The following is a 23,780-nucleotide window of genomic DNA, read 5'->3' on the forward strand; positions in this document are numbered from 1 at the left end:
CGACTCTTTGTTAGTCGCGTATTCGCTGACGCGGCCCTTCGGGTCGAACCGCAAAAGTGGTTTCCACTTTTTCTGAAAACGCTCTGGCATCATGACCTGATTTGCTCGCGGGCAAAAGCCAGGGCGAGGGTTTCCATCGCCTCGCGATTGGGCTCGTCCGCAAGTGAGATGCGGAGGAAATGATTTGCTACCAGGGGTTCGGCGCAGCTTTCGGACATGCACAGGGCTTCGAGCCGGGCGCGGATCGGCGCAAAATCCTTGCCCCTGCACAAGGATGCGAACACTTGGGCAGTGCGGCGGGAATAAAAGAGTGCGCCGGTGATGGCGCCATCCATCAGGTGCTTCAGGATGCCCGGCGGAAAAGCCGTGGCAGGCACCATTTCGTAGAGCACATGGGTTTCCACCGCTATGCCGGACGCTGCCAGGAGCCCGGCGAGGTCACCGCTTTGGTGGTGGGCGGCGGGATAGAAGATCGGACCATCCAGCCTGTCGTTCGCGATGAGCCGGGCGAGGTCGCGCAGCGTACCGTGGGCGCTCCGGATGTCGGAAAAGCCGGCTCGTCCCGCTTCGAGTGCGGTTTGGTCGCCGACCGTATAGAATGGGCGGGCATTCAGTTTTTCGAACCCGGCGTGGCGCGCGAGGAAGCGGATGGCGTTTGCGCTGGTGGCAGCGGTGGCGGCAAAGGTGGAAAGATCGGGCAGTTCGGCTCCGCTTGGCCGTGCTTCGAGCATAGGGGCGATTGCGCAGTCGATCTCGAGCGCGCGCAGATGCGCGGCAGTTCGGTCGGCATCGGGCTGGGGACGGGTGATGAGCAGGACCGGGGCCATGGGCTCTCCCTTGCCGGCTAGGCGCGCTTGAGCGTTTCGAGAAAATCGGTTCCAGCCTCGGACTTTAGCTTTTCCCCAAGTGTGTGGCCAAGGGCTTCGGCATCGTCGGCGTTGCCGGAGATTTCGTCCTCGAATGCCTCTTTCCCGTCGGGCGAGAGGATTTGGCCAAAAAGCGTTAGCCGACCGCCTTCAAATGCGGAGAGGGCGGCGATAGGGGTCTTGCATGAGCCGTCGAGGGTATCGAGGAAGGCGCGTTCGGCGTGGATGCGCACCGCGGTTTCCGTGTGATTGAGCGCGGCGACGAGTTCGGTCGTGCGGGTGTCGTTTTCGCGGGTTTCCACGCAGATGGCGCCTTGCGCGGGGGCGGGCGGGAAATCCTTGGTGTCGAGCACGAGCGTCGCGCGGTGGGCTTCGCCGAGCCGATTGAGGCCCGCGAGCGCGAGGAGCGTGGCGTCGGCGACCCCGTCGGCAAGCTTTTTGAGCCGGGTCGCGACATTGCCGCGGAAATCGACGATTCGGAAATCGGGGCGGAAGCGCTTAAACTGGGCGCCGCGGCGGAGCGATGAGGTTCCGATCCTAGCGCCTTCGGGCAGGTGGTCGGGACTTTTGGCGATCAGGGAAATGAAGGCGTCGCGGGGGTCTTCGCGTTCGAGGAAGGCCGAGAGCACCATACCGTTCGGCAGATGTGTCGGCATGTCCTTGGACGAATGCACGGCAAGATCGATGTCGCCGTCAAAAAGCGCCTTCTCGATCTCCTTGGTGAAAAGCCCCTTGCCGCCGACTTCGGATAGTGGGCGGTCCTGGATGATGTCGCCGCTCGTCTTGATGACCTTGATCGCGATGGTATCGCGCTCTAGTCCGTGAGCGGCGGCGAGCTTTTTGCGGACCTCTTCGGCTTGGGCGATGGCGAGGGGGGAACCGCGGGTGCCGATGGTGACAGATTGCAAAGTGACCTCGTCCTACTTAAGAGATAAACGCGTAACGCATTAACGCAACAACGGGATTTTCTGATCCCCTTTAGACACCACCCGAGCGCCCAAGGCCAGAGTCAGAACGCCGCAATGGACAGCCCCGCCCTCATCCTCGGCATCGAAACGAGCTGTGACGAGACAGCCGCGGCGGTGGTGCGGCGCGATGCCGGCGGGTCGGGGGCGATCGTCTCGAATATCGTGCGCTCGCAGATCGCGGAGCACAAGGATTTCGGCGGTGTCGTACCGGAACTCGCGGCGCGTAGCCATATTCTCCATCTCGATATGATTATCCAAGCCGCTCTCGATGAGGCGGGAATAGGTTTTGACGAACTCTCGGCGATTGCTGCCACTGCGGGGCCGGGGCTGATCGGGGGCGTGCTTGTGGGGTTGACGACCGCCAAAGCGCTTTCGAGCGCCACGGGTAAGCCTTTGATTGCAGTCAATCATCTGGAGGCGCATGCGTTGACGGCGCGGTTGACGGATGGGGTGGATTTTCCCTATCTGATGCTGCTGGTTTCGGGCGGGCATTCGCAATTCGTGCTGGTCAAGGGCGTCGGGGATTATGAGCGTTGGGGCACGACGATTGATGATGCGCTGGGGGAAGCCTTTGATAAGGCTGCGAAATTGCTCGATCTCGGGTATCCTGGTGGACCTGCTGTAGAAGCTGCTGCTGCATCTGGTGACGGGACACGGTTCGCGCTGCCGCGCCCGCTTTTGAAAGAAGACCGGCTGGATTTCTCGTTTTCGGGGTTGAAGACGGCTTTGCGGCTTGCTGCCGAGTCCGTGGCGCCGGTGAGTTCGGAGGACATCGCGGATCTTTGTGCGAGCTTTCAGGTAGCGGTGACCGATATCGTGGCGGCGCGGTCGGCCAAGGCGCTGGAGCGGTTTTCCGCCCGGTTTCCAAGGGCTCCGGCGCGGTTTGTGGTGGCCGGCGGGGTGGCGGCGAACAAGGCGATCGGGGCGGCGTTGAGGGATGTCGCGGATGCGGCGGGAGCAATGCTGATCGTGCCGCCGCCGGCGCTTTGTACCGACAACGGGGCGATGGTGGCCTGGGCAGGGGCGGAGCGGTTCGCGCTCGGGGTGAGGGACGATTTCTCCGTCATCGCGCGGCCACGATGGCCGCTCGATGAAACAATCGTGGAGGCGCGCGCGTGAGCCGGGTGCATGTGGTCGGAGCGGGTGCGTGGGGGACGGCGCTGGCGCAGGCTGCGGCTTTTGCGGGTCATGAGGTGGCGCTCTTCGGGCGCGATCCCGATTCAGCGCGCGAAGTGACGATGACGCATCGATTGACGCGCTATCTGGGCGATATCGATCTGGCTCCGTCGCTGGTCGCGCATTCGGATTATTCCGCATTCGACGGTGCCGATCTCGTGCTTATGGTCGTCCCCGCGCAAGCGACGCGCGCGACGCTTGAAGCGATCGGGCCGGACCGGCTGGCGGGGGTGCCCGTGATCTTGTGCGCAAAGGGATTCGAGGCGGACACAAACTTGCGGCAGAGTCAGATTTTGGCCGAGGTCGCGCCGGAGGCCGAGCCTTTTGTGCTATCGGGGCCGAGTTTTGCCCATGACGTGGCGAGCGGGCGGCCGACGGCGGTGACGCTGGCCGGGCGCACGATCGAACGGGCGGAGACGGTCGCATCGCTTCTGGCGAGCGGGAGCTTCCGGCCCTATGCGAGCGGCGATCTTGTCGGGGTTGAGCTGTGCGGCGGGCTCAAGAATGTCTATGCGCTTGGGTCCGGGGCCATCGAGGGTGCGGGGCTGGGGCTTTCGGCGCGCTCGGCGTTTCTGGCGCGGGCCTTTGCCGAACTCGGTCGGCTGATTGGGGCGATGGGCGGGCAGGAGGCAACGCTTGGAGGACTGGCGGGGATCGGCGATCTCGCCTTGAGCTGCACGTCGGATGCTTCGCGGAATTACCGGTTCGGCGTTGCGCTTGGGGGTGGCGCGAGCGTTGCCGAGATCCGGGCGCGCGGGATCGGGCTTGCCGAGGGGGTTTATACAGCGCCAGTCGCCGAGGCGCTTGCGAAAGAATTCGGTATCGACGCGCCGCTTGTTCACGCGGTCAATCTGGCGCTTTCGGGAGCGCAGGATATCTCGTCGATCGTCCATATGCTCATGACCCGTCCGCTCAAACGTGAAGGATAATCCAATGTTGTTTGCCGTCAGTGCCCTCGACAAGCCCGATGCACTGGAATTGCGCATGGCGACGCGTCCGGCGCACCTGAAATTCTGGGAAGATAATGACGCCGCACTGGTTCTGGCCGGTCCTTATCTCGATGCGGACGAGAAGCCCTGCGGATCGATGCTCGTCATTCGTGCCGAGAACATCGACACCGCCAAGCTATTGATGGGCAAGGACCCTTACGCGGAGGCGGGGTTGTTTCAATCGATCGATATCCGGCCCTGGAACTGGGCCCTTAAACGTCCGGAGGATATCTGAATTGGCGTACTGGCTTTTTAAGTCCGAGCCCGAGACCTGGGGCTGGCATCATCAGGTGGCAAAAGGCGCGCCCGAGGAATGGAACGGGGTGCGCAACTATCAGGCGCGCAACAATATGCGCGAAATGAAGAAGGGCGAATTGGGGTTCTTCTACCATTCGGTTAAGGAAAAGGCCGTGGTCGGGATCGTGCGCGTGGCCAACGAGGTGCATCCGGATTCAACGACAGATGATCCGCGTTGGGAGTGCGTGGATGTCGAAGCGGTCAAGCCGTTTGAAAGACCCGTGACACTCGACGAGATCAAGGCGCATCCGGAGCTTTCGGACATGGTGCTGGTCAACAATTCGCGGCTTTCGGTGCAGCCGGTTTCCGAAGCCGAATGGAAGATCATCTGCCAGATGGGCGGGGTTGAGGCGTAGCCTGCATTTCTCACACTCCCTGTGCCCTGCGCCGATCCAAAATGGCGAGAGGGCACGAAGAGAGCGCAGCGCGTATTGGAGACATACGTGCAAGCTCTCTGACGCCCCCTGTCGCCATATTCGCTGACGCGGACCTTCGGTTCGACCGGCCCTTCGGGTCGGATTTTGGCGGCCGCCTCCGGGCACAGGCCGAGAAACCGTATGTTGAATACGCTTTCCCGTCCCGCCCCCGTATGCGACTCGCCAAAATCCGACGCAGGGCGCAGGGAGTGTGAGAAATGCAGGCTAGGACCTTCTGACTCCTTGAAAAAATCCCTCGGCAGAGCCGTGCGCTGCGTTACAATGCCGCAGGCGCGAATCACTGGCGTGCGTGGGGTGCGCCGGCGCCTCTGTTGAGGGGAAGTCCTATGGGAATAACGCATTTTGACGTCAATTGGCTCGCCGTCGTCCTGGCGATGGTGGCTTCAATGGCCTTGGGCGCAGCGTGGTACTCGGTTTTATCCAAGCAATGGCTGGCGGCAACGGGAAAGACCATCGAAGATATCCAGGCAGGCTCCGGCGGATCGGTGACGCCGTTTATCTGGGCTGCCGGGTGCCAATTGATCATGGCCTATTTTCTGGCGCTTTTGACGCCTGCCATCATGGGTGGGATGAGCGTTTACAATGCGGTTTTGATCGGCGTGCATATGTGGTTCGGCTTCATGCTGACCGCGATGGTGCTCAATCACCGTTATGAGGGGCAAAAATGGTCGCTCGCCTTTATCAATGGCGGGTATCTGCTCGGGGTTATGATCGTACAAGGAATTGTGCTGGGGCTGCTGGGATAAGCGACGCATTCACGGTCAAAAAAAGGCGACCCTAGTGGCCGCCTCTGAGGCACGTCCTTGCCGTTCGCACTGCTTCCCTTCTCCCTCAAGGGGAGAAGGGGAACCGTGCGCGTGGCCGGTCGGTGCGCTACGATCGCCGTGTGAACCCGTCCCATTCTCTGTGCGGGGCCATCAGTGCCGGAAATGCCGCATACCGGTAAAGACCATGGCGAGACCGGCCTTGTTTGCCGCCGCTATGACGTCCTCGTCGCGGATCGAGCCGCCGGGCTGGATGACGGCGGTGGCGCCGGCTTCGATCAGGGCTTCGAGACCATCAGCGAAGGGGAAGAAGGCGTCCGAGGCGACAACCGAACCTTCGGTCAAAGCGCCCTTGAGCTTTGCGGCCTTTGCGGCGTCTTTGGATTTGCGGTGCGCGATGCGGGCCGAATCGACCCGACTCATCTGGCCTGCGCCGATGCCGACGGTCGCACCGTCCTTGACGTAGACGATGGCGTTGGATTTGACGTGCTTGGCGACTTTCGCCGCGATCAGGAGATCGCGCATTTCCGCCTCAGTCGGCTGGCGCTCGGTGACGACCTTTAACTCGCAATCTTCGGCATTCTTGTTGTCGCGGGTCTGGACCAGAAGCCCGCCAGCGACCGATTTGACGGTCAGTCCATCGGATCTGGGGTCGGGCAAGGCATCGGTCAGGAGCAGACGCAGGTTCTTCTTGGCTTCGATGATGGCGATGGCTTCGTCGGACGCGCCCGGCGCGATGATCACCTCGGTGAAGAGTTTGACGATCTCGGTGGCGACCTCTTCGTCGAGCGGGCGATTGAGTGCGACAATGCCGCCGAAGGCGGAGACGGGGTCGCACACAAGTGCGGCCTTGTACGCTTCGAGAAGCGTCTTGCCTTCGCCCACGCCGCAAGGGTTGGCGTGCTTGATGATGGCGACGGCCGCGGATTTTTTCGGGTCGAATTCGGCAACGAGTTCGAAGGCGGCGTCGGTGTCGTTGATGTTGTTGTAGGAAAGCTGCTTGCCCTGGACCTGGGTGGCGGTGGCGACACCGGGGCGGTCCGAGCCATCGGTATAGAACGCCGCCCATTGATGGGGGTTTTCGCCATAGCGCATTTCCTGGCGGAGCTTGCCGGGAAAGCTGCGCCATGTGAGGTCGGGCATTTCGAGGGTTTGGGCAAACCAGTTGGAGATTGCCGCATCATAGGCGGCGGTGCGCGAGAAGGCCTTTGCGGCGAGCTTCTGACGGGCAGGATAGGGGACTTCGCCCTTGTCCTTCAATTCATCGAGGACGAAGGCGTAGTCTTCGGGGTCGACGATGACGGTGACGTCACCGTGGTTCTTGGCCGCGGCGCGGATCATGGCAGGGCCGCCGATATCGATGTTTTCGATAATTGTGTCGTAGTCGGCACCCGATTTCACGGTCTTGGCGAAAGGGTACAGATTGACCACGACGAGGTCGATCGGGGAGATGTCGTGGATCCGCATGGCGCTCTTGTGCGCCTCATTCGAGCGGATACCCAGAAGGCCGCCATGGACCTTGGGGTGGAGCGTCTTGACGCGTCCGTCCATGATCTCGGGGAAGCCGGTGACCTCGGAAATGTCGATGACGGGCAGGCCGGCATCGGCGAGCGCCTTGCGCGTGCCGCCGGTCGAGACGATTTCCACGCCGAGCCGGGAGAGGCTCGAGGCGAAGTCGACAATGCCGGTCTTGTCGGAGACCGACAGCAATGCCCGTTTGATCTTAACCCGCATTTTTCACACTCCTTGTGCCCTGCGTCGGATTTTGGCGAGTTGGATACGGGTGCGGAGCGAAAAAGCATAGTACACCTATGCTTTTCTCGCGCCGTGCCCGGAGGCGACCGCCAAAGTCCGACCCGAAGGGCCGGTCGAAAATGGCGACAGGGGGCGTCAGAGAGCTTGCGCGTATGTCCAATACGCTCTGCGCTCTCTTCCTGCCCTGATCGCCATTTTCGACCGGCGCAGGGCACAAGGAGTGTGAAAAATGCGGGTTAGGGTTCGCGGCAGGCGCCATGCTCATCACGTCCTGAATAGCAATTTCTAGGGGAGGATGCGCGCTCGCTAGCACGGAATGAGCAAAAGGGGAACCGGGTCGGCTTTTACTGCCGGGTGAACACCCAGGCGATTTCGGCGTCGGGATGGGCGGGGCCGGAGAGCACGATCTGGCGGGTCTTGACCAGCCCGAAATGTGCAGAATGACGAACGCTTTCCTCGATATCGGCATAGGCGCCTTCCCAGAGGAAGGTCCAGGGGCTGCCGGACTTGAAGGCGAGCCGGATGAGGTCCTCGCCGTCGGCGCGTTCGAGGGTAACGTCCGGGGCGAGGTGGAAGCGGATGATGAAGTCACCCCGGCGGTTGCGGTTCTTGGGGCCAGTAACGAAGCGGTCCTGGCCCACGAGCGTATGGCCGCCGCCTAAAAGTGTGAGCGAGCGGATGATGTCGAGGCCGTAGCGGTTGCGATAGGCGGTCGAGCGCATCTCGATAGCGTTGTCCTCAGGCGAGACGGTCATGTCCGTCGCGCCGCGTGGGCGCAATATGCCGCCGAGCAGGCAGCCGCCAGAAATCGAAGCGTTCGAGAGATCGTCGATTGTCGGAGCCGAATGGGCCGAGGTGTGGCGGAAGAGATTGCGGCTTTCGGGGAGCTGCGCGGGGGCAGGGCCGCAATTGCCCACGATCAGGGCGCCATGGCTCGAAAATTCGAAGCTCAGAGCGCCCGCATGAGCGTTGCCGGCGAATTCGGGCGGTGGAACGAGACCGCTATCGGCGACGAGCTTCCCGGTCCCATCGACCAGGATGCCATAGCCGTCGCAGGTCCCTGTGCCGTTGCCACGGCTGCCGGACTGCGCGGCAATCGAAAGAATGAGTTCGACGGGAGCCTGGCCGCATCCGTTCATGTAAACGGGCTCGCGGGAACCGAGAACAAGCCGGTTGAGGGCCCCCTGCATCGTTTCGACCCTGGCGCCAATCGCGGCGGACAGTTCGTGCCGGCGCTGGCTGATGAGCTGGCTCACGGGAATGAGTTCAGTCAGAATCTGGATTTGCGCGAAGGGATTGCGTGAACGGTGCAAACCGTCGGCACCCAGCTGGGCGGAAAGGCAGGCTTCGAGCCGGGCGACGAATTTTTCGGTGTCCGGATTGTCCTCGGAGCTGCTCAGCGCCGCGCCGGCCATGGCGATCTGCGCCATCAGCCGCGCCAGTGGATCGGCCGCAAGCGGTGCGCGGACGACGAGCGACTGGAGCTGGATGGCCAGGGACCGGTTGATAGTGCGGATTTGCTCGGGATTGGCGCCCTCGGTTATCAGCGCGTAATTCTTGAGCCAGTTGAGCACCCGCCGGGCCGTCGCAAAGAGCGACCAGGTCCCGCGCTCGAATCTGCCATGTCGGCCGATCCAGTCCATTACGAGCGTGCGGGCAAAGCGGCGCTGGCCGGGATCACGCAGGTCGCGGAAATGCCGCAGCCAGCCAAAGCTGTGGAGATCGGCCAGCCAGTCCTCGGCATCGGTTTCGATCGCAAAGGGGGAGACGCCACCGGTATCGATGAAGCGCGTGCCCAGAAGGTATTTGCCTTCCATCATTTCGACGATGGTCTGGGCGTCGGCGGAACGGAAGTCAGTGAGGCGTTCGGTGAAAGTACGCGCGGAACTGCCGGACCAGGTCCAGGCGAAAAGCGGGTTCGTCACAACCCGGTCCGCAACGGAGAGCGCCATCCGCCGCAGAGCAAAACGCATAACTTCCAACACGCCTTTGGCCCCATAGATACTCGCAATTATGAGTTTATCATCAAAGCGGCGTTAACCACACCCAAAAGCGCTTTGGCTGTCCGCTGAATTGCGGAGCTGGTCCAAGCCTTTGTTTTAGCGCATGTTTTAAGCGAAAAAGTCTGTCAACTTTTCCAAAAAAAGCGGGCGTAGCGGGGCTTCAACCGAAAACTCGGGCTCAAGCGATCGTGAATCGGGCGATGAAGAAGCCGTCGAGCGTACCTGCGGCAGTGCCGGGCGCGGCGAGGCCGGGGTGGGTGCGGACGGTACCGTCTTCGCGAATCGGCGTTGTCCAGCCATCGAGCTCGGCAGGGGAGACGGGGGCGAGGGTAAGGCCAGGATGGGACGTGAGTACCCATTTGACCTGATCCTCACCCTCTTCGGGTTCGAGTGAGCACACGCAATAGATGAGCGTGCCACCGGGCGCGAGGAGGGTAAGCGCGCGGGCAATAAGGTCGCGCTGGAGCGCGACGCGGTCTTTTATGCCCTCGGGGCCACGGTTGACGAGGACGTCGGGGTGGCGGCGGAAGGTGCCGGTGGCCGAGCATGGAGCGTCGAGGAGGATGGCATCGAATGAACGTCCGGGCGCGTAGGTGAGCGCATCGGCGACGACAGTTTCGGCTTTGAGGTTCAGGCGTTCGAGGTTTTGTGCGAGGCGCCCGGCGCGGGCGGCGTCGATATCGAGCGCGGTGACGTCGGCGCCGGCGGCGGCCAGCTGTGCGGTCTTGCCGCCGGGTGCGGCGCAGAGGTCGAGAACGCGCATGCCCGGCCCGGCACCGATGAGCCGCGCGGGAATTGCGGCGGCCGCGTCCTGCACCCACCACTGGCCTTCGGCAAAGCCGGGGAGGTCTGCGACAGCGGCGTCGCGGGTCTCGATGCGAACGGTGGTCCCGAGAACGGGTGTGGCGCCGAGGGCTTCGACGAGCGCGGGATCGAGGGTTTTGAGGGTGAGGTCGAGCGGTGCGCCCGCGAGGAGAGCGTTCGCGAAGGCATAGAGCGCCTCATCGCCATAGGCTTTGCGCCATTTGCCCGCGAGCCAATCGGGGAAAAGCTCTGTTTCGGGCAGCGTGCGGAAGGTTTCGGCCTCGCGCTGGAGGGTGCGTAGGGCACCGTTCACGAGCTTGTCGAAGCGGCCGGCGCGCTTATCGGCGCGAGCGGATTCGACGGCGAGGTGGATGGCCGAATGGGCGGGGACCGCGTCGATATAAAAGAGCTGGGCGATGGCTATGCGCAGGACGGCTTCGAGGATGCCGGCGCGGGCGGGTACGCCTTTTTTCAGAAGCGTGTCGAGGATCGCCGTGATGTGGCCGTGGCGGCGGAGCGCCGTGGTCGCGAGGCGGTTGGCGAGGGCGCGGTCGCGCGGGTCGGGGAGGCGGTCGGAGGCTATGGGCGTAAAGGGGGCGCCACGGAGGACGGTGTTGAGGGCGAAGGCGGCTTCGAGCCGGGGCTGGAGGCCGGGGGTGGGTTTGGTCGACATTGGCCCTCGTTGTGCGCGTCCGCACCCAAACAGACGTGCGTCGGTTGCCCAACGCACGTCTGTTTGGGTTTTTTTGTTGCAGGTTCTTGTCGCAAAACCGCTGGACACTTTTGCGGAACCTGCTTGGCCCCCGCTTATCCCCAGGGTCCCCGGTGCTCCCCCGCATCACGCGGGCGGGTGCCGGGGGTACGCCAGTTGGGGGTCGTGCGCGGGCGGTCGGGGTCGACATATACCTGCGTGCGTTCGGATGCGCCACCACCGCCACCGGAGATTTCGCCAGCCATCGCTTCGAGCGCGGCGATGCGGTTGGCCGGGTTGGGGTGGGTTGCGAACAGGTTGTCCATGCGCTGGCCCGAAAGCGGGTTGGCGATATACATATGCGCCATCGCCGGCGCGCGCTCGGCTGCCATATTGGGGGTACGCCGGGCCATGCGGGTGATTTTGCCGAGCGCCGAGGCGAGGGCGAGGGGATCGCCGCAGATCTGCGCGCCGTCCTTGTCGGCTTGGTATTCGCGGGTGCGCGAGACGGCCATCTGGACGAGCATGGCGGCGATGGGCGCGAGAATGACCATCGCGATGGTGCCGATAAAGCCGACCGGCGAATCATTGTTGCGGCCGCCGAAGAAAAGGCCGAACTGCGCCAGCATGGAAATGGCACCGGCCAGCGTCGCGGTGATGGTCATCGTCAGGCTGTCGCGGTTTTTGATGTGGGCGAGTTCATGGGCGATCACCGCGCCGACTTCGTCCATCGAAAGATTTTGCACGAGCCCGCGGGTGACCGCCACGACACCTTTTTCCGGGCTGCGGCCCGTGGCAAAGGCGTTGGGCTGGGGCGAATCCATCAGATAGAGCTTCGGCGTCGGGATGCCGGCGTTCTCGGCCAGGCGGGCGGTCAAATCGTAGAGCTCGGGAGCGGAGCGCGGGTCGAGTTCGCGGGCGCCCTGCATGGAGAGCACCATCTTGTCGGAATTCCAGTAGGCAAAGGCGTTCATGCCGAGGGCGACGATAAACGCGATCGTCATGCCGCCGGTGCCACCGACGAGATATCCCACGCCCATAAAGAGCGCGGTCATACCGGCGATCAGAATGGTGGTGCGCAGAAAGTTCATCATCGTCTCGCTATGGTGCTGTCTGGTCGCTATAGTTATGGGAATGCGCGAACCGTCAAACAAGGTTCGCGCGCCTTAACTCTTTGTCATCTTGATAGCCAGGCGATCACAATGAACGACACCGCCAAACCCAAGCGCCCCGACCCCGAAACCGCCCGCCGGGCGCTCGCGGAAGCCAGAGCGCGCAAGGCGGAGATCGACGCCAGGACCGAAGCCGCGCCGCGCGAGGTTGACGGGCGCGGCGGGCTCGACCCGGCGCGATATGGCGACTGGGAGGTCAAGGGGATTTCGAGCGATTTTTAGGGTCCCGGGCCTTAAAGTCCCAACGCCGCCGCGAGGCCGATTTCCACCATGTCCACCAGCGAGGTCTGACGCGCGTCGGCGTCGATTTCCTCGCCGGTAATGAGGCAATCGGTCATGGTGCAGACCGTGAGCGCGCGGGCGCCATGACGGGCGGCGAGGGTGTAAAGGCTGGCGGCTTCCATTTCGACGCCCAAAACGCCGTGCGCCATCAGCTTGGCGTAGGTTTCAGCACCCGAGGGGTGGTAGAAGATGTCCGAGGAGAGGAGGCCGCCCACATGGGCGGTGAGGCCTTTGGTCTCTGCTACCTTGGCGGCGGCGCGCAGGAGGCCGAAATCGGCTATTGGGGCGTAATTGTAGGCGCCGAACGCGTCCTTGACGATGGTGGAATCGGTGGACGCCGCCTGGCCGATGACGACGTCGCGGACCTTCACTTTTGTGTTGAGCCCGCCGCATGTGCCCACGCGAACGAGGGTCTTGACCTCGTAGACGTTCAAAAGCTCGTGGACGTAGATGGCGGTCGAGGGCTGTCCCATGCCGGTGGCCTGCACCGAGACGGGCTTGCCCTTATAGGTGCCGGTGAACCCGAGGCAGTTGCGGACGGTGTTCACGCATTTTGCGTCTTCGAAAAAGGTCTCGGCGATCCATTTGGCGCGCAGGGGGTCGCCGGGGAGAAGGACGGCCTCGGCGTAGTCGCCGGGCTTTGCGTTGTTATGGGGCGTCATTTTTTATCCATTGGTCAAATTTCACCGAGATTAGCGGTGGCGGGGTGGCGAGGCAACAGAGTCTTGTCCGAGGATAGATTGCATGCACTTTCGCCCGCTGACCGCTTGGCTTTCGGCGTCGGTTGGATTAGAGAGCGCAGCAGACACTTCAATCTGCGGCTTTTCCGGGACGTGCCGGAAATGTCCCTTGGGGAGCTTTGGCGAAAAGAGACATGGATAAGTTCACGACCCTGACCGGTGTGGCGGCCCCGTTGCCGATCATCAATATCGACACCGACATGATCATCCCCAAGCAGTACCTCAAGACGATCAAGCGTACCGGGCTGGGGTCGGCGCTCTTTTCGGAAATGCGGTACAATGAGGACGGTTCGGAAAAAGAGGATTTCGTCCTCAACAAGCCGGGCTACCGGGACGCCAAGATCATCATTGCGGGGGACAATTTCGGCTGCGGGTCTTCGCGCGAGCATGCGCCCTGGGCGCTTCTGGATTTCGGCATCCGCTGCGTCATTTCCACGAGCTTTGCCGATATTTTCTACAACAACTGCTTTAAAAACGGCATCCTGCCCATCGTCGTAACCCCCGAGCAGCTCGAATTGCTGCTCGATGACGCCGATCGCGGGTCCAATGCGACATTGACGGTCGATCTCGAGGCCCAGACGATTTCGGGGCCGGACGGCGGGTCGATCCATTTCGACATCGATCCCTCGCGCAAGCACGTTCTTCTCGAAGGCCTCGACGATATCGCCATGACGCTCAAGGACGACAAGGCGATCACGGGCTTCGAGACGAAGATGGCCGAAAGCCGGCCCTGGGTTTAGCTTTGGTCACACGCGTTTCCACCGGTTCCCCATTCGAAAAGACCTTCGGCTATTCGCGCGCCGTGCGCGATGGGGAGATGGTCTATGTCTCCGGCACCACCGGGTACGATTACGAAACCATGACGATGCCCGAGGGCGCTGGCGCGCAGGCAAAAAATGCGCTCGCCACGATCGCTAAGGCGCTTGAAGACGCAGGAGCCGCGATCGAGGACGTGGTGCGCGTGGTTTATTACGTCACCGATACTGCGTTCGTCGACGATGTCGTCGCGGCGGTCGGTCCGGTCTTTGCCGACGTCCGGCCGGCGGCGTCGATGGTCGTTTGCGGGCTCATCAAACCCGAGATGAAGGTTGAGATCGAAGTGACCGCGCGGATCGGTGCCGCGTCTTCGCAATAGAATTTCAAAAGCAAACCCGAAACGGATCGATATGGCCCAGCATAATCTTTTCCTCCTCCCCGGCGACGGCATCGGCACCGAGATCATGGCCGAGGTCGAAAAGCTCATCGCGCATTTGAACGCGAGCGGGAAGACCGATTTCGCTTACGAAACCGGGCTCGTCGGCGGTGCCGCCTATGACGCGCACGGGGTCGCGATTTCGGATGCGGATATGGAAAAGGCGCTGGCCGCCGATGCTGTGATCTTCGGCGCAGTGGGCGGGCCCAAATGGGACGACGTGCCCTATGAGCACCGGCCCGAGGCGGGGCTTTTGCGGTTGCGCAAGGATCTGGGGCTCTTCGCCAATCTGCGGCCGGCGATCTGCTATTCGGCGCTTGCGGATGCGTCTTCGTTGAAGCGCGAGCTGGTCGAGGGGCTGGATATCCTCATCGTGCGGGAGTTGACCGGCGGGGTCTATTTCGGCGAGCCCAAGGAAATCACCGAGCTGGGCAACGGCCAGAAGCGCGCCGTCGATACGCAGGTCTATGAGAGCTACGAGATCGACCGGATCGCGCGAGTCGCATTCGATCTGGCGCGCACGCGCGGCAAGAAGGTGCACTCGGCGGACAAGAAGAACGTCATGAAGTCCGGCGTCTTGTGGGACGAGGTGGTAAAAGAGGCGGCCAAGGATTACCCGGATATTGATTTGCATCATATCCTCGCGGACAACGCCGCGATGCAGCTTGTGCGCAATCCCAAGCAGTTCGACGTGATGGTCACCGACAACCTTTTCGGTGATATCCTTTCGGATGCCGCGGCGATGCTGACAGGCTCGCTCGGCATGCTGCCCTCGGCCTCGCTCGGCGCGCCTGATGCAGAGACCGGTAAGCGCAAGGCGATGTACGAGCCGGTGCACGGTTCCGCGCCCGATATCGCGGGGCAGGGGGTCGCCAATCCGATTGCCATGTTCGCCTCGGTCTCGATGGCGCTGCGCTATTCCTTCGAGATGGTCGAGCTTGCAACCGCGCTCGACAATGCGATCTCGGATGTGCTGGCAGACGGGCTCCGGACCGGCGACATCATGCAGACCGGTTGCCGGAAAGTGACGACCTCGGAAATGGCTGACGCGATCATCGCCAAGCTCGTTTGATTTCAGTCAAGGCTCCAACCTCCGGTGCCACCATAATGGGGCTCCGGAGTTGGGCTTATGAGCGTGGGTCTCTTCATTGCTGTAGGAATTGTTCTTGTTGCTGCGGGAGGCCTCCCGTGGCTGGCCGTGCTCGCCAATGCGGAAATCCGCCGATTGAGGGCTTCAGTTCTTGGCGCCCGGAAAGAGCCGCCTTCAGCGAGGGTACCCGCGCAGCTCGCCACGCTGGCCGAACGGTTCGGTCCGATACCGGAAGGGGCGGTGGCGCTTTGCCTGCGCCAGACGGGTGAGATGCGGCTTTCGCCCACCGGGGACTGGCTGCCATTTCGTGCCGAAGCGGTTTTCTCCCTCGATGCCGTCGCGTTCGTGTGGGATGCCTGGGTGCGCATGATGCCCGGGGTCAGGGTACGGGTGATGGATGCCTATGATGGGACCCGAGGCATTCTGTGCGTGCGGCTTTTCGGGATCGTGCCGGTGGTCGTTGCGCGGGGGGCGGATATCGATCGGGCCGAGGTGCAGCGCTACATTGCGGAATTGGCGTGGAACCCGGTCGCCTTCAACCGTAACGGCGCACTGGCGATCGCTGGTCAAGGGGCGAACGAATATGCCGTTCATTATTCGGGTGATCCGTCGACCCGTGTCGATTTGCGGCTGGCCGAGGACGGTACGATTGCCGAAACTTATACCGATGCCCGCCCGATGCGGGCAGGGGGCGAAACGGTAGAGCGGCCCTGGGCTGGTGATTTTTCCGGCTGGGGAACCGTTGGAGCGTTCGCGATGCCGCGCCGCGGGCGGGTGTCGTGGCTCCTCCCGGGGGGAGAATATGAATACTGGCGCGGGGATATCCGGCAGGCGGTCTTTCTCGACGCCGACGGGAACGCCCTCTCGCCTTGAGCGTTGACAATCCGCCTGCTCTGGGGTCGAGTGCGGCGCGCCTATATCAAAACAGCCTTGCCCGATTCCGATGAAGCTTTCCCAAGTTGCCCTTGCCGTTTTCGCAGGCCTGATCCTGCCTCAGGCCGCCTCGGCGCAGGAGGACCGGGTGCTCGATGAGATTCGGGGCGGGGTGTTCTTTCACAACGCCTATATCGGCTTCCTGCCCACGGGTGACAGTTGGGACCTCTCGCGGCTCGAGGACGTGAAGGTTTCGGCACTTTTCAATTTGCCCGAGCATCCCGTCGTCGAATTCATCGGCTCGCCGCGTCTCGAGGTGGGCGGCACGGTCAATCTCGCGGGCTGGGAAAATCTCGTTCACGCCAATCTCAACTGGCAGTTCGGTTTATTCGATACGCCGTTCTATATCGAATTGGGTTTCGGTGCCGCGCTGACGGATGCGGCGCTCGACGGCGCGGCGACGCCGGGGCGCAATATGGGCTGTCCGCTCAATTTCTACGACGCCGGAGGCATCGGGGCGCATGTCAATGAAAACGTCACGGTGACGCTACGCTACGAGCATATCTCCAATCTGAGCCTGTGCGACCGCAATGACGGGCTTTCAAATCTCGGGCTGATGGTTGGGTTCAAGTTCTAGCCCGCCGTTGATCTTGGGCCCGATTGCGTCTATGAGATGGGCGCGAATTATGGGGAGCGTGCCATGCGCCGTCCGGCCATGACATCGATGAGCAGGAAATCACGCGGCGTGATAAGCGCCGCGGGCGGCACGCTTTTTTCCAAAACCACCACCAAAACCGCCTAAAGCGTCTCCCCGGGCCTACGCCTCCCGACGGGGAGGCGGCGATAAACGCGGCCCTCGGACGGAATGGTCCGAAGCGGGAGGTGGGGTCAAAAGGATCAGCAAAATAATGGGTTACAAGGTTGCAGTCGTCGGGGCCACGGGCAATGTGGGCCGCGAGATGTTTGAAATCCTCGCCGAGCGGAATTTTCCGGTCTCTGAAGTGGTGGCCCTGGCGTCCTCGCGGTCGGTTGGGCGCGAGGTGAGCTTCGGGGACAAGATTCTGAAGTGCAAGAACCTCGAGGATTTCGATTTTGCCGGAACCGATTTCGTCTTGATGAGCGCGGGCGGGGATATCTCGAAGGCCTGGGCGCCCAAGATCGGCGCGGCCGGTGCGATCGTGATCGATAATTCCTCGGCCTGGCGCTATCACGAGGATGTGCCGCTGGTCGTCCCGGAGGTGAACCCGCAGGCGCTCGATGCGTATTTCAAGAAGAACGACCGCAAGAACATCATCGCCAACCCGAACTGCTCGACCGCGCAACTTGTGGTGGCTCTAAAGCCGCTGCACGATCTGGCGAAGATTACGCGTATCGTGGTTTCGACCTATCAGTCGGTTTCCGGCGGAGGCAAGGACGCGATGGACGAATTGTGGAACCAGACCAAGGGCATTTTCGTCAACGATACGCCGACGCCCAACAAGTTCCCCAAGCAGATCGCCTTCAACGTCATTCCCCATATCGATGTCTTTATGGAGGATGGTTACACCAAGGAAGAGTGGAAGGTGCTCGCCGAGACCAAGAAGATGCTCGATCCCAAGATCAAGGTGACTTGCACGGCGGTGCGCGTTCCGGTCTTTGTCGGGCATGCCGAGGCGGTCAATATCGAATTCGAGAACCCCATCACGCCGGACGAGGCGCGTGACGCGCTGCGCGAGGCGCCGGGGATCGCCGTCGTCGACAAGCGCGAGCCGGGCGGCTACATCACGCCGGTCGAGGCCAAGGGCGACGACAACACTTTCGTCTCGCGCATCCGCGAGGACGTGACGGTGGAAAACGGGCTCGCCATGTGGGTGGTTTCGGACAATCTACGCAAAGGCGCGGCGCTCAATACCATCCAGATCGCTGAAGCGATCATTGAGCGCGGGTTGGTTTCGCCGAAGGCCGGCGCGTGATGCGCCGAGTGGCGCTTGTCTACCTTTTCATGTCGTCACTCGGGTTGGCCGGGTGACGACATGAGCGCAGCCTCTAAACGTCTGGCCGCGTAAAATCTCCACTTTCGCCGTTCATCACCCAGAGTTCGCCAGTCGAGATGTCGAACCAGGCGCCGTGCAGGGAGAGTTTGCCCTCGTCAACGCGGGATTTGACGAAGGGGAAGCCCATCAGGTTGCCGATAGACTGGCGGATGGAGATGCGTTCGAGTGCCGTCTGGCGCTCGGAGGCGGTCAGGAGGTCGTTGGCTTCGACGCGCTCGGCGACGGGCTTGACCATGTCGAGCCATTTGCCGATGAACGCGCCTTCGGGGGCGTTGCCGCCGGCAGTCGCGAGCGCGCCCTGGATGCCGCCACAGCGGCCATGGCCCATCACGACGATATGGGCAATCTTCAAATGCACGATTGCGAATTCTATGGCCGCGGAGGTTCCGTGATAGGCAGCGTCCGGTCCGAAGGGCGGGACGAGGTTGGCGACGTTGCGGACGACGAAAAGCTCGCCCGGGCCGCAGTCGAAGACGGTTTCGGGTGCGGCGCGGCTGTCGCAGCAGGCGATGACGAGGGTTGTGGGTTTTTGCCCTTTCTCGGCAAGGTCGCGATAGCGTCCGCTTTCGGTCGCGTAGCGTCCGGCCATGAAGTTCTTGTAGCCATCCAGCAAAAACTTTGGAAAGCCCTGCATCTGCTTACCCTTCTTCTTCATACTGTCCGCCTTGCAACTAGCCCTTGAGAGAGAAGAAGCGCAAGAGGTAACCTCGGTTTCGTGATTCCCTCCGCGTATCCAAGGAGTTCTCTCATATGGTGATTTACCGGTTCTTGAGCGGCGACGACGATTCGGCGTTCTGCCATAAGGTGACCAAGGCACTTTCAGAAGGCTGGCTGCTCTATGGCGAGCCGCACTACGTCTTCGACGCGGTGGCCGGGAAGATGCGGTGCGGGCAGGCGGTGACCAAGGAGGTCTCCGACCAAGTCTACGATCCTGACAAGAAACTCACCGAGTACGAATAGGCGTCAGGTCTTCGGGCCGTTCCATTTCATGCGCATATAGACACTGCCGTTCCGAAGTTCGTCGAGCATCTGCGCAATGCGCTTTTCGCGCGTTTCGAGGCGCTTGGCGCGGGCGATCCAGCCGAGATAGTCGTTGCGCTGATAGGCGGGGCGCGCGGCGTAGGATGCACGCAGGCCCGCCTTATCGAGTCTGGCGGCGACATCCGCCGGCATCGGGTTGAGGGGGCGGGTGAGGTTCGCGGTATCGGGGGAGGTGTTCATCAAGGCCTCCCTCAAGCGGGCGTAAAGACCACCGATTCGGCACTGCGGGTGGCGGGGCCGTGGTAGACCGCTTCGAGGTTGTTGCCGTCGGGGTCGAGGATATACGCCGCGTAGTAGCCGGGGTGATAGGGGCGCTCGCCAGGCGTGCCGTTGTCGGTGCCGCCATTGGCGATGCCGGCGGCATGGAAGCGCGCGACGGTGTCCTTGTCGTCGGCCTGGAAGGCGAGGTGGCAGCGGCTTGTGTCGTCAGTTGCCGTGTCGACGAAAAGCTCGTCGGCGACGAAGAAGGTGTCCGTTTCGAAGGTGATGTCGCGGCCGACGGCGTTGAGGATCGCGCGGTAGAAGGTGCGGCTTTTTTCGAGATCGGATACGCGAAGGTGCAGGTGGTCGATGAGACGGCCTCGGTGAAACTCCATGATGAAATCCTCCGTCCGGCTTTACCCATTTATATAGCTATGCTAACAGTTAGCTTAGCTAATGAAAAGAGGGATTGGTGACCCAGTTGCATAAATCGCGGGCGTTGCAGTTGTTGCATCGGGTCGTTCTGCCGCTCGACCGTGCGCTGCAGGCGGCGGACAGGCAGACCGGATGCAGCGCCGCGCAGCTTCAGGCGCTTTCGGTGATCCACTATCTCAAGGCCAATACGATCGGGCGGCTGGCCGCGCACGAGAAAATCAGTGTGCCGACGGCCTCACGGCTTTTCGAAGGGCTGGTGCAGCGGGGCTTGGCACGGCGGGTCGAGGGGCGGGACCGGCGAACGAGCGTGCTTGAGGTGACCGATGAGGGGCTCGAGGCGGTAGAGATCGCGTGCGCGGCACGCGAGGCGATTCTCGAGAACCTCTTCAAGGGGCTTAGTGAGGAGGAATGGCGCGGGTTGAGGGCAACGGCCGGTGCTCTGGCGCGGGAACTGGGGGTGGGGCCCGAGGCGATTCACGCGGACGACTAAGGACACTCTCAAGAATTACTGCATCGCCTCGCTTGTCTTTTTCTCGCCCGATCCAACGCAGTAATTCTTGAGAGTGTCCTAAAGCATCCCCTCAAGCGCCACATACTGGATCAGCGCGACCGTCTTGGCGTCGACGATGGCACCGTTGCGCGTCATGGCGAGGGCGTCGGCAAAGGGGATGGTGACCACCTCGATGTCTTCGCCTTCATGGCTAAGCCCGCCGCCGGCGGAGACGCGGGACGTGGCATCGTACATGCCGATGAAGCAGTGGACCTTTTCGCTCAGTGAGCCGGGGCTGACATAGAGGTCGAAGGCGTGGATGAGCGATTTGGGCGCGATGCCGGTTTCCTCGATGGCTTCCTTTTTCGCGCAGTCTTCGGGCGTATCGCCATCGAGCAGGCCGGCGCAGGCTTCGAGCAGGCATGGACTATCGCCGGCGACATAGGCGCCCATGCGGAATTGGCGCACCAGGGTCAGTTCCCGGACCTCCGAATCAACCAGCAAAACCGCCGCGGCATTGCCGTGGTCATAGACCTCGCGCAGGAGATCTTGCTCGGTGCCGCCGGCGTGCCGGTAGCGGATCGTGTACTCTGTGAGCGTGCCCCAGCCGGCATGGCGGATTTTTTTCGCGATCGTTCTGGCACTGTCCGTCATCGCGGCCTCTCTTTACGCGGTAGGTAAACTTAGCTGACATTTTCTCACATTTGCCGCGACTTAGCCTCTCTTGTCCAGTGCCTGCAACAAATATGACTATAGTAATCAATATTTTAACGGACGAAAAACGACGCGTTTTCAGACCAAAGACCTATCGCGCGCCCTTTGACGAATGGGGAAAGCAGGGCTAGAAGTTGGCGCAATGCTAATTTGCCGGATCAACCGGCCCATCCCTCCCCGGCCAATCGAGGGCAAGTCGAGGACACGCATGGCTTCTCAGTTCAGACCGACCTCCCCACACCTTTCCGTCTGGCGCTTCACGCTCACCATGACGCTCTCGATCCTGCACCGCATTCTGGGGATCGGGCTTTATATCGGGACGCTGCTTTTCATCCTCTGGCTGGGCGCGGCGGCGCTTGGGCAGGATCAGCTTGCAGCGGTCAACGGGTTTTTTGGGCACTGGCTCATTCAGGCCGGGCTCTTTATCTACACCTGGACGCTGTTCCAGCACATGGCCGGCGGCATCAAGCACTTCATCTGGGATACTGGCGCGGGGTTCGATCCGGCGGCGCGCGAGATGATTTCGGTTGCGACCCTCGTCTTTTCCGCGCTGGCCACCTTGGTGTGCTGGGCGCTCTTTGTCTGGTTCTAGGGGGATAAAATGAGCGCACACGGGAAAAAGGGAACTGGCACCTTCATCCAACAACGGGTGACGGCGTTTCTCAATATCTTCCTTGTCGGATTTTTGATCTGGCTCGTCGTCTCTCTCGCCGGCGCCGATCGCGCGCAGATGGCGGCGACCTTTTCGAACCCCGTCGTCTTCATCCTGACGCTCGTTCTCTTTGCCTCGGTGCTTGTTCATATGCGCATCGGCATGGGCGAGGTGATCGAGGATTATATCCATACCCCGTCGCTGCATCGGCTGTGCCTGGGGCTCAATACCGCTTTTGCCGTGATCGTGGGGGCCATTGGCGTCCTCTCGGTGCTCGTTTTGGCCTTCGGAGGTTAGACCCAATCTATGGCTTCACAAGCTTATCCGATCATCGATCACGCCTATGATGTCGTCGTCGTGGGCGCGGGTGGCGCGGGGCTTCGCGCGACCCTGGGCATGGCCGAGCAGGGGTTCAAGACCGCCTGCGTGACCAAGGTGTTCCCCACCCGCTCGCATACAGTCGCGGCACAGGGCGGCATTGCCGCGTCGCTCTCGAACATGGGCCCGGACAGCTGGCAGTGGCACATGTACGACACCGTAAAGGGGTCGGACTGGCTGGGCGACAACGACGCGATGGAATATCTCGCGCGTGAGGCGCCGCAAGCGGTTTACGAGCTCGAGCACTACGGCGTGCCGTTCAGCCGTACCGAAGAGGGCAAGATCTACCAGCGGCCCTTCGGCGGCCACATGCAGAATTATGGCGATGGCCCGCCTGTGCAGCGGACCTGCGCGGCGGCTGACCGTACGGGTCACGCGATCCTCCATACGCTTTATGGGCAATCGCTTCGGCATAATGCCGAGTTCTTCGTCGAATATTTCGCGCTCGACCTTCTGATGAGTGAGGATGGCGTCTGCCAGGGCGTCATCGCCTGGAAGCTCGATGACGGGACCATCCACCGGTTCCGCGCCAAGATGGTGGTGCTTGCGACCGGCGGGTATGGCCGGGCCTATTTCTCGGCGACCTCGGCGCACACCTGCACAGGCGACGGCAACGGCATGGTGGCACGGGCGGGGCTGCCGCTTCAGGACATGGAGTTCGTTCAGTTCCACCCGACGGGCATTTACGGCTCGGGGTGCCTGATTACTGAAGGTGCGCGCGGGGAAGGCGGGTATCTCGTCAATTCCGAGGGCGAGCGGTTCATGGAGCGCTATGCGCCCAACGCCAAGGACCTCGCTTCGCGCGATGTGGTTTCGCGCTGCATGACGATGGAAATCCGCGAGGGGCGCGGGGTGGGCCCGAAAAAGGACCACATCTTCCTCCATCTCGATCATCTCGATCCCGCCGTTCTGCACGAGCGGCTGCCGGGAATTTCCGAAAGTGCGAAGATTTTCGCCGGCGTCGATCTGACCCGCGATCCGATCCCTGTCATCCCGACCGTCCACTACAATATGGGCGGTATCCCGACCAATTATCATGGCGAAGTGCTCGATCCGTCGCGCGGCGGGCCCGATGCGACCGTGCCCGGGCTGATGGCCGTGGGCGAAGCGGGCTGCGCTTCGGTGCACGGGGCGAACCGGCTGGGCTCGAATTCGCTTATCGATCTCGTGGTCTTCGGGCGCGCCGCCGCTATCCGGGCGGGCGAAGTCGTCGATCGCGAGGCGCCGATCCCAGAGGTCAACCAGGCGTCTGAAGACAAGATCGTGGCCCGGTTCGACCGTTTGCGGTACGCCGATGGCGGAACGCCGACGGCGAAGCTGCGGGACAAGATGCAGCGCGCCATGCAGGAAGACGCCGCGGTGTTCCGCACCCAGGAAACCTTGGAAAACGGCTGCAAGCGGATTTCGGAAATCTGGGGTGAGCTTAAGGACATCAAGGTCTTCGACCGGTCGCTCATTTGGAACTCGGACCTCGTCGAAACGCTCGAACTCGAGAACCTGATGGCGAACGCGGTCACGACAGTCTACTCGGCGGAGGCACGCAAGGAGAGCCGTGGAGCGCATGCGCGTGAGGATTTCTCCGACCGCGATGACGAGAATTGGCGCAAGCATACGCTTTCTTGGGTCGACGAGGCCGGTAAGGTGACGCTCGACTACCGGCCGGTGCATGTCGATCCTTTGACCGACGGCATCGATCTTAAAAAGATCGCGCCCAAGGCGCGGGTTTACTAAAGGAGC

The 23,780-nt window shown here is 62.2% G+C and carries 28 protein-coding genes; 17 read left to right on the forward strand and 11 right to left on the reverse strand.

Annotated features, from left to right (window positions below):
- Positions 1-89 precede the first annotated feature (89 nt).
- Entirely contained in the window at positions 90-827 is a 738-nt protein-coding gene (locus tag LG281_RS12510; protein WP_404401165.1) for a uroporphyrinogen-III synthase, read from the reverse strand.
- A gap of 17 nt (positions 828-844) precedes the next feature.
- On the reverse strand, positions 845-1,774 hold the full coding sequence (gene hemC, locus LG281_RS12515; protein WP_404401167.1) for a hydroxymethylbilane synthase: 930 nt from the start codon (positions 1,772-1,774) through the stop codon (positions 845-847).
- Positions 1,775-1,888: 114 nt separating this feature from the next.
- Between hemC and tsaD the strand changes: the two genes are divergently transcribed.
- The 5 genes from tsaD to LG281_RS12540 all read left to right on the forward strand — a co-directional run bounded on the left by tsaD (position 1,889) and on the right by LG281_RS12540 (position 5,479).
- Positions 1,889-2,953: a tRNA (adenosine(37)-N6)-threonylcarbamoyltransferase complex transferase subunit TsaD gene (gene tsaD / locus LG281_RS12520; RefSeq protein WP_404401169.1), complete on the forward strand. Its 1,065-nt coding sequence runs from the start codon at positions 1,889-1,891 to the stop codon at positions 2,951-2,953.
- Complete coding sequence (locus LG281_RS12525; protein WP_404401171.1) at positions 2,950-3,939, forward strand: NAD(P)H-dependent glycerol-3-phosphate dehydrogenase; 990 nt, start codon at positions 2,950-2,952, stop codon at positions 3,937-3,939. Before tsaD ends, LG281_RS12525 begins: the two co-directional genes overlap by 4 nt.
- A 4-nt stretch (positions 3,940-3,943) precedes the next feature.
- Positions 3,944-4,234, forward strand: a complete 291-nt coding sequence (locus tag LG281_RS12530) for a YciI family protein (RefSeq protein ID WP_404401173.1) — start codon at positions 3,944-3,946, stop codon at positions 4,232-4,234.
- A gap of 1 nt (position 4,235) precedes the next feature.
- Positions 4,236-4,652, forward strand: a complete 417-nt coding sequence (locus tag LG281_RS12535) for an EVE domain-containing protein (protein WP_404401175.1) — start codon at positions 4,236-4,238, stop codon at positions 4,650-4,652.
- A 407-nt stretch (positions 4,653-5,059) separates the two neighbouring features.
- Entirely contained in the window at positions 5,060-5,479 is a 420-nt protein-coding gene (locus LG281_RS12540; protein ID WP_404401177.1) for a DUF1761 domain-containing protein, read from the forward strand.
- A gap of 171 nt (positions 5,480-5,650) precedes the next feature.
- Here LG281_RS12540 and purH read toward each other — a convergent pair whose 3' ends face one another.
- The 4 genes from purH to htpX form a co-directional block, all read right to left on the reverse strand.
- Complete coding sequence (gene purH / locus LG281_RS12545; RefSeq protein ID WP_404401179.1) at positions 5,651-7,231, reverse strand: bifunctional phosphoribosylaminoimidazolecarboxamide formyltransferase/IMP cyclohydrolase; 1,581 nt, start codon at positions 7,229-7,231, stop codon at positions 5,651-5,653.
- 365 nt (positions 7,232-7,596) lie between these two features.
- On the reverse strand, positions 7,597-9,225 hold the full coding sequence (locus LG281_RS12550; RefSeq protein ID WP_404401181.1) for a heparinase II/III family protein: 1,629 nt from the start codon (positions 9,223-9,225) through the stop codon (positions 7,597-7,599).
- 208 nt (positions 9,226-9,433) lie between these two features.
- Positions 9,434-10,732: an RsmB/NOP family class I SAM-dependent RNA methyltransferase gene (locus LG281_RS12555; RefSeq protein ID WP_404401183.1), complete on the reverse strand. Its 1,299-nt coding sequence runs from the start codon at positions 10,730-10,732 to the stop codon at positions 9,434-9,436.
- Between the two features lie 134 nt (positions 10,733-10,866).
- Positions 10,867-11,841, reverse strand: coding sequence for a zinc metalloprotease HtpX (htpX, locus tag LG281_RS12560; RefSeq protein WP_404406732.1), 975 nt, complete (start codon positions 11,839-11,841; stop codon positions 10,867-10,869).
- Between the two features lie 111 nt (positions 11,842-11,952).
- Between htpX and LG281_RS12565 the strand changes: the two genes are divergently transcribed.
- Positions 11,953-12,144 carry a DUF1674 domain-containing protein gene (locus LG281_RS12565; protein ID WP_404401185.1) on the forward strand — a complete coding sequence of 64 codons (192 nt, stop codon included), beginning with the start codon at positions 11,953-11,955 and terminating at the stop codon, positions 12,142-12,144.
- 11 nt (positions 12,145-12,155) lie between these two features.
- Here the strand turns inward: LG281_RS12565 and deoD are convergent, their stop codons facing one another.
- Complete coding sequence (gene deoD / locus LG281_RS12570; protein ID WP_404401187.1) at positions 12,156-12,866, reverse strand: purine-nucleoside phosphorylase; 711 nt, start codon at positions 12,864-12,866, stop codon at positions 12,156-12,158.
- Positions 12,867-13,078: 212 nt separating this feature from the next.
- Between deoD and leuD the strand changes: the two genes are divergently transcribed.
- From leuD to LG281_RS12600, 6 genes are all read left to right on the forward strand, one after another.
- Positions 13,079-13,684, forward strand: coding sequence for a 3-isopropylmalate dehydratase small subunit (gene leuD, locus LG281_RS12575; protein WP_404401189.1), 606 nt, complete (start codon positions 13,079-13,081; stop codon positions 13,682-13,684).
- Between the two features lie 2 nt (positions 13,685-13,686).
- Positions 13,687-14,079, forward strand: a complete 393-nt coding sequence (locus tag LG281_RS12580) for a RidA family protein (RefSeq protein WP_404401191.1) — start codon at positions 13,687-13,689, stop codon at positions 14,077-14,079.
- A 31-nt stretch (positions 14,080-14,110) separates the two neighbouring features.
- Positions 14,111-15,208, forward strand: coding sequence for a 3-isopropylmalate dehydrogenase (gene leuB, locus LG281_RS12585; RefSeq protein ID WP_404401193.1), 1,098 nt, complete (start codon positions 14,111-14,113; stop codon positions 15,206-15,208).
- A gap of 57 nt (positions 15,209-15,265) precedes the next feature.
- Complete coding sequence (locus LG281_RS12590; protein WP_404401195.1) at positions 15,266-16,099, forward strand: DUF6920 family protein; 834 nt, start codon at positions 15,266-15,268, stop codon at positions 16,097-16,099.
- A 70-nt stretch (positions 16,100-16,169) separates the two neighbouring features.
- A complete protein-coding gene (locus LG281_RS12595; RefSeq protein WP_404401197.1) occupies positions 16,170-16,736 on the forward strand; it encodes an acyloxyacyl hydrolase in 567 nt (188 codons plus the stop codon).
- 271 nt (positions 16,737-17,007) lie between these two features.
- Positions 17,008-18,051, forward strand: coding sequence for an aspartate-semialdehyde dehydrogenase (locus tag LG281_RS12600; RefSeq protein WP_404401199.1), 1,044 nt, complete (start codon positions 17,008-17,010; stop codon positions 18,049-18,051).
- Between the two features lie 73 nt (positions 18,052-18,124).
- On the opposite strand, the gene LG281_RS12605 is transcribed toward LG281_RS12600, so the two are convergent.
- The gene (locus LG281_RS12605; RefSeq protein WP_404406734.1) at positions 18,125-18,766 is read right to left on the reverse strand and encodes a carbonic anhydrase; all 642 of its coding nucleotides are present in this window, start codon (positions 18,764-18,766) and stop codon (positions 18,125-18,127) included.
- 116 nt (positions 18,767-18,882) lie between these two features.
- Here LG281_RS12605 and LG281_RS12610 point away from each other — a divergent pair, with 116 nt between their 5' ends.
- Complete coding sequence (locus LG281_RS12610; RefSeq protein ID WP_231800261.1) at positions 18,883-19,092, forward strand: DUF1737 domain-containing protein; 210 nt, start codon at positions 18,883-18,885, stop codon at positions 19,090-19,092.
- A 3-nt stretch (positions 19,093-19,095) separates the two neighbouring features.
- On the opposite strand, the gene LG281_RS12615 is transcribed toward LG281_RS12610, so the two are convergent.
- Together LG281_RS12615 and LG281_RS12620 are read right to left on the reverse strand one after the other, a co-directional pair.
- Positions 19,096-19,353, reverse strand: coding sequence for a YdeI/OmpD-associated family protein (locus LG281_RS12615; protein ID WP_404401202.1), 258 nt, complete (start codon positions 19,351-19,353; stop codon positions 19,096-19,098).
- Between the two features lie 11 nt (positions 19,354-19,364).
- Positions 19,365-19,769 carry a VOC family protein gene (locus LG281_RS12620; RefSeq protein WP_404401204.1) on the reverse strand — a complete coding sequence of 135 codons (405 nt, stop codon included), beginning with the start codon at positions 19,767-19,769 and terminating at the stop codon, positions 19,365-19,367.
- A 77-nt stretch (positions 19,770-19,846) separates the two neighbouring features.
- Here LG281_RS12620 and LG281_RS12625 point away from each other — a divergent pair, with 77 nt between their 5' ends.
- Entirely contained in the window at positions 19,847-20,299 is a 453-nt protein-coding gene (locus tag LG281_RS12625) for a MarR family winged helix-turn-helix transcriptional regulator (protein WP_404401206.1), read from the forward strand.
- A gap of 78 nt (positions 20,300-20,377) precedes the next feature.
- Here LG281_RS12625 and LG281_RS12630 read toward each other — a convergent pair whose 3' ends face one another.
- Positions 20,378-20,953, reverse strand: coding sequence for an NUDIX domain-containing protein (locus LG281_RS12630; protein ID WP_404401208.1), 576 nt, complete (start codon positions 20,951-20,953; stop codon positions 20,378-20,380).
- 268 nt (positions 20,954-21,221) lie between these two features.
- On the opposite strand from LG281_RS12630, the gene sdhC reads away from it, so the two are divergent.
- The 3 genes from sdhC to sdhA are packed head-to-tail and all read left to right on the forward strand — an operon-like array spanning position 21,222 to position 23,774.
- Entirely contained in the window at positions 21,222-21,605 is a 384-nt protein-coding gene (sdhC, locus tag LG281_RS12635) for a succinate dehydrogenase, cytochrome b556 subunit (RefSeq protein ID WP_404401211.1), read from the forward strand.
- Between the two features lie 9 nt (positions 21,606-21,614).
- Positions 21,615-21,962, forward strand: a complete 348-nt coding sequence (gene sdhD, locus LG281_RS12640; RefSeq protein WP_404401213.1) for a succinate dehydrogenase, hydrophobic membrane anchor protein — start codon at positions 21,615-21,617, stop codon at positions 21,960-21,962.
- 9 nt (positions 21,963-21,971) lie between these two features.
- The gene (sdhA, locus tag LG281_RS12645; RefSeq protein ID WP_404401215.1) at positions 21,972-23,774 is read left to right on the forward strand and encodes a succinate dehydrogenase flavoprotein subunit; all 1,803 of its coding nucleotides are present in this window, start codon (positions 21,972-21,974) and stop codon (positions 23,772-23,774) included.
- Positions 23,775-23,780 lie beyond the last annotated feature (6 nt).

It is taken from the genome of Pelagibacterium halotolerans (assembly GCF_044811015.1).
GTDB lineage: Bacteria > Pseudomonadota > Alphaproteobacteria > Rhizobiales > Devosiaceae > Pelagibacterium > Pelagibacterium halotolerans_A.

Excerpts from the sequence above, each read along its gene's own strand:
- LG281_RS12510 (WP_404401165.1), bottom strand. The coding sequence starts at position 827 with ATGGCCCCGGTCCTGCTCATCACCCGTCCCCAGCCCGATGCCGACCGA.
- tsaD (WP_404401169.1), top strand. The coding sequence starts at position 1,889 with ATGGACAGCCCCGCCCTCATCCTCGGCATCGAAACGAGCTGTGACGAG.
- LG281_RS12530 (WP_404401173.1), top strand. The coding sequence starts at position 3,944 with ATGTTGTTTGCCGTCAGTGCCCTCGACAAGCCCGATGCACTGGAATTG.
- LG281_RS12540 (WP_404401177.1), top strand. The coding sequence starts at position 5,060 with ATGGGAATAACGCATTTTGACGTCAATTGGCTCGCCGTCGTCCTGGCG.
- purH (WP_404401179.1), bottom strand. The coding sequence starts at position 7,231 with ATGCGGGTTAAGATCAAACGGGCATTGCTGTCGGTCTCCGACAAGACC.
- LG281_RS12550 (WP_404401181.1), bottom strand. The coding sequence starts at position 9,225 with ATGCGTTTTGCTCTGCGGCGGATGGCGCTCTCCGTTGCGGACCGGGTT.
- LG281_RS12555 (WP_404401183.1), bottom strand. The coding sequence starts at position 10,732 with ATGTCGACCAAACCCACCCCCGGCCTCCAGCCCCGGCTCGAAGCCGCC.
- htpX (WP_404406732.1), bottom strand. The coding sequence starts at position 11,841 with ATGAACTTTCTGCGCACCACCATTCTGATCGCCGGTATGACCGCGCTC.
- LG281_RS12565 (WP_404401185.1), top strand. The coding sequence starts at position 11,953 with ATGAACGACACCGCCAAACCCAAGCGCCCCGACCCCGAAACCGCCCGC.
- deoD (WP_404401187.1), bottom strand. The coding sequence starts at position 12,866 with ATGACGCCCCATAACAACGCAAAGCCCGGCGACTACGCCGAGGCCGTC.
- leuD (WP_404401189.1), top strand. The coding sequence starts at position 13,079 with ATGGATAAGTTCACGACCCTGACCGGTGTGGCGGCCCCGTTGCCGATC.
- leuB (WP_404401193.1), top strand. The coding sequence starts at position 14,111 with ATGGCCCAGCATAATCTTTTCCTCCTCCCCGGCGACGGCATCGGCACC.
- LG281_RS12590 (WP_404401195.1), top strand. The coding sequence starts at position 15,266 with ATGAGCGTGGGTCTCTTCATTGCTGTAGGAATTGTTCTTGTTGCTGCG.
- LG281_RS12595 (WP_404401197.1), top strand. The coding sequence starts at position 16,170 with ATGAAGCTTTCCCAAGTTGCCCTTGCCGTTTTCGCAGGCCTGATCCTG.
- LG281_RS12600 (WP_404401199.1), top strand. The coding sequence starts at position 17,008 with ATGGGTTACAAGGTTGCAGTCGTCGGGGCCACGGGCAATGTGGGCCGC.
- LG281_RS12605 (WP_404406734.1), bottom strand. The coding sequence starts at position 18,766 with ATGCAGGGCTTTCCAAAGTTTTTGCTGGATGGCTACAAGAACTTCATG.
- LG281_RS12610 (WP_231800261.1), top strand. The coding sequence starts at position 18,883 with ATGGTGATTTACCGGTTCTTGAGCGGCGACGACGATTCGGCGTTCTGC.
- LG281_RS12615 (WP_404401202.1), bottom strand. The coding sequence starts at position 19,353 with ATGAACACCTCCCCCGATACCGCGAACCTCACCCGCCCCCTCAACCCG.
- LG281_RS12620 (WP_404401204.1), bottom strand. The coding sequence starts at position 19,769 with ATGGAGTTTCACCGAGGCCGTCTCATCGACCACCTGCACCTTCGCGTA.
- LG281_RS12630 (WP_404401208.1), bottom strand. The coding sequence starts at position 20,953 with ATGACGGACAGTGCCAGAACGATCGCGAAAAAAATCCGCCATGCCGGC.
- sdhC (WP_404401211.1), top strand. The coding sequence starts at position 21,222 with ATGGCTTCTCAGTTCAGACCGACCTCCCCACACCTTTCCGTCTGGCGC.
- sdhD (WP_404401213.1), top strand. The coding sequence starts at position 21,615 with ATGAGCGCACACGGGAAAAAGGGAACTGGCACCTTCATCCAACAACGG.
- sdhA (WP_404401215.1), top strand. The coding sequence starts at position 21,972 with ATGGCTTCACAAGCTTATCCGATCATCGATCACGCCTATGATGTCGTC.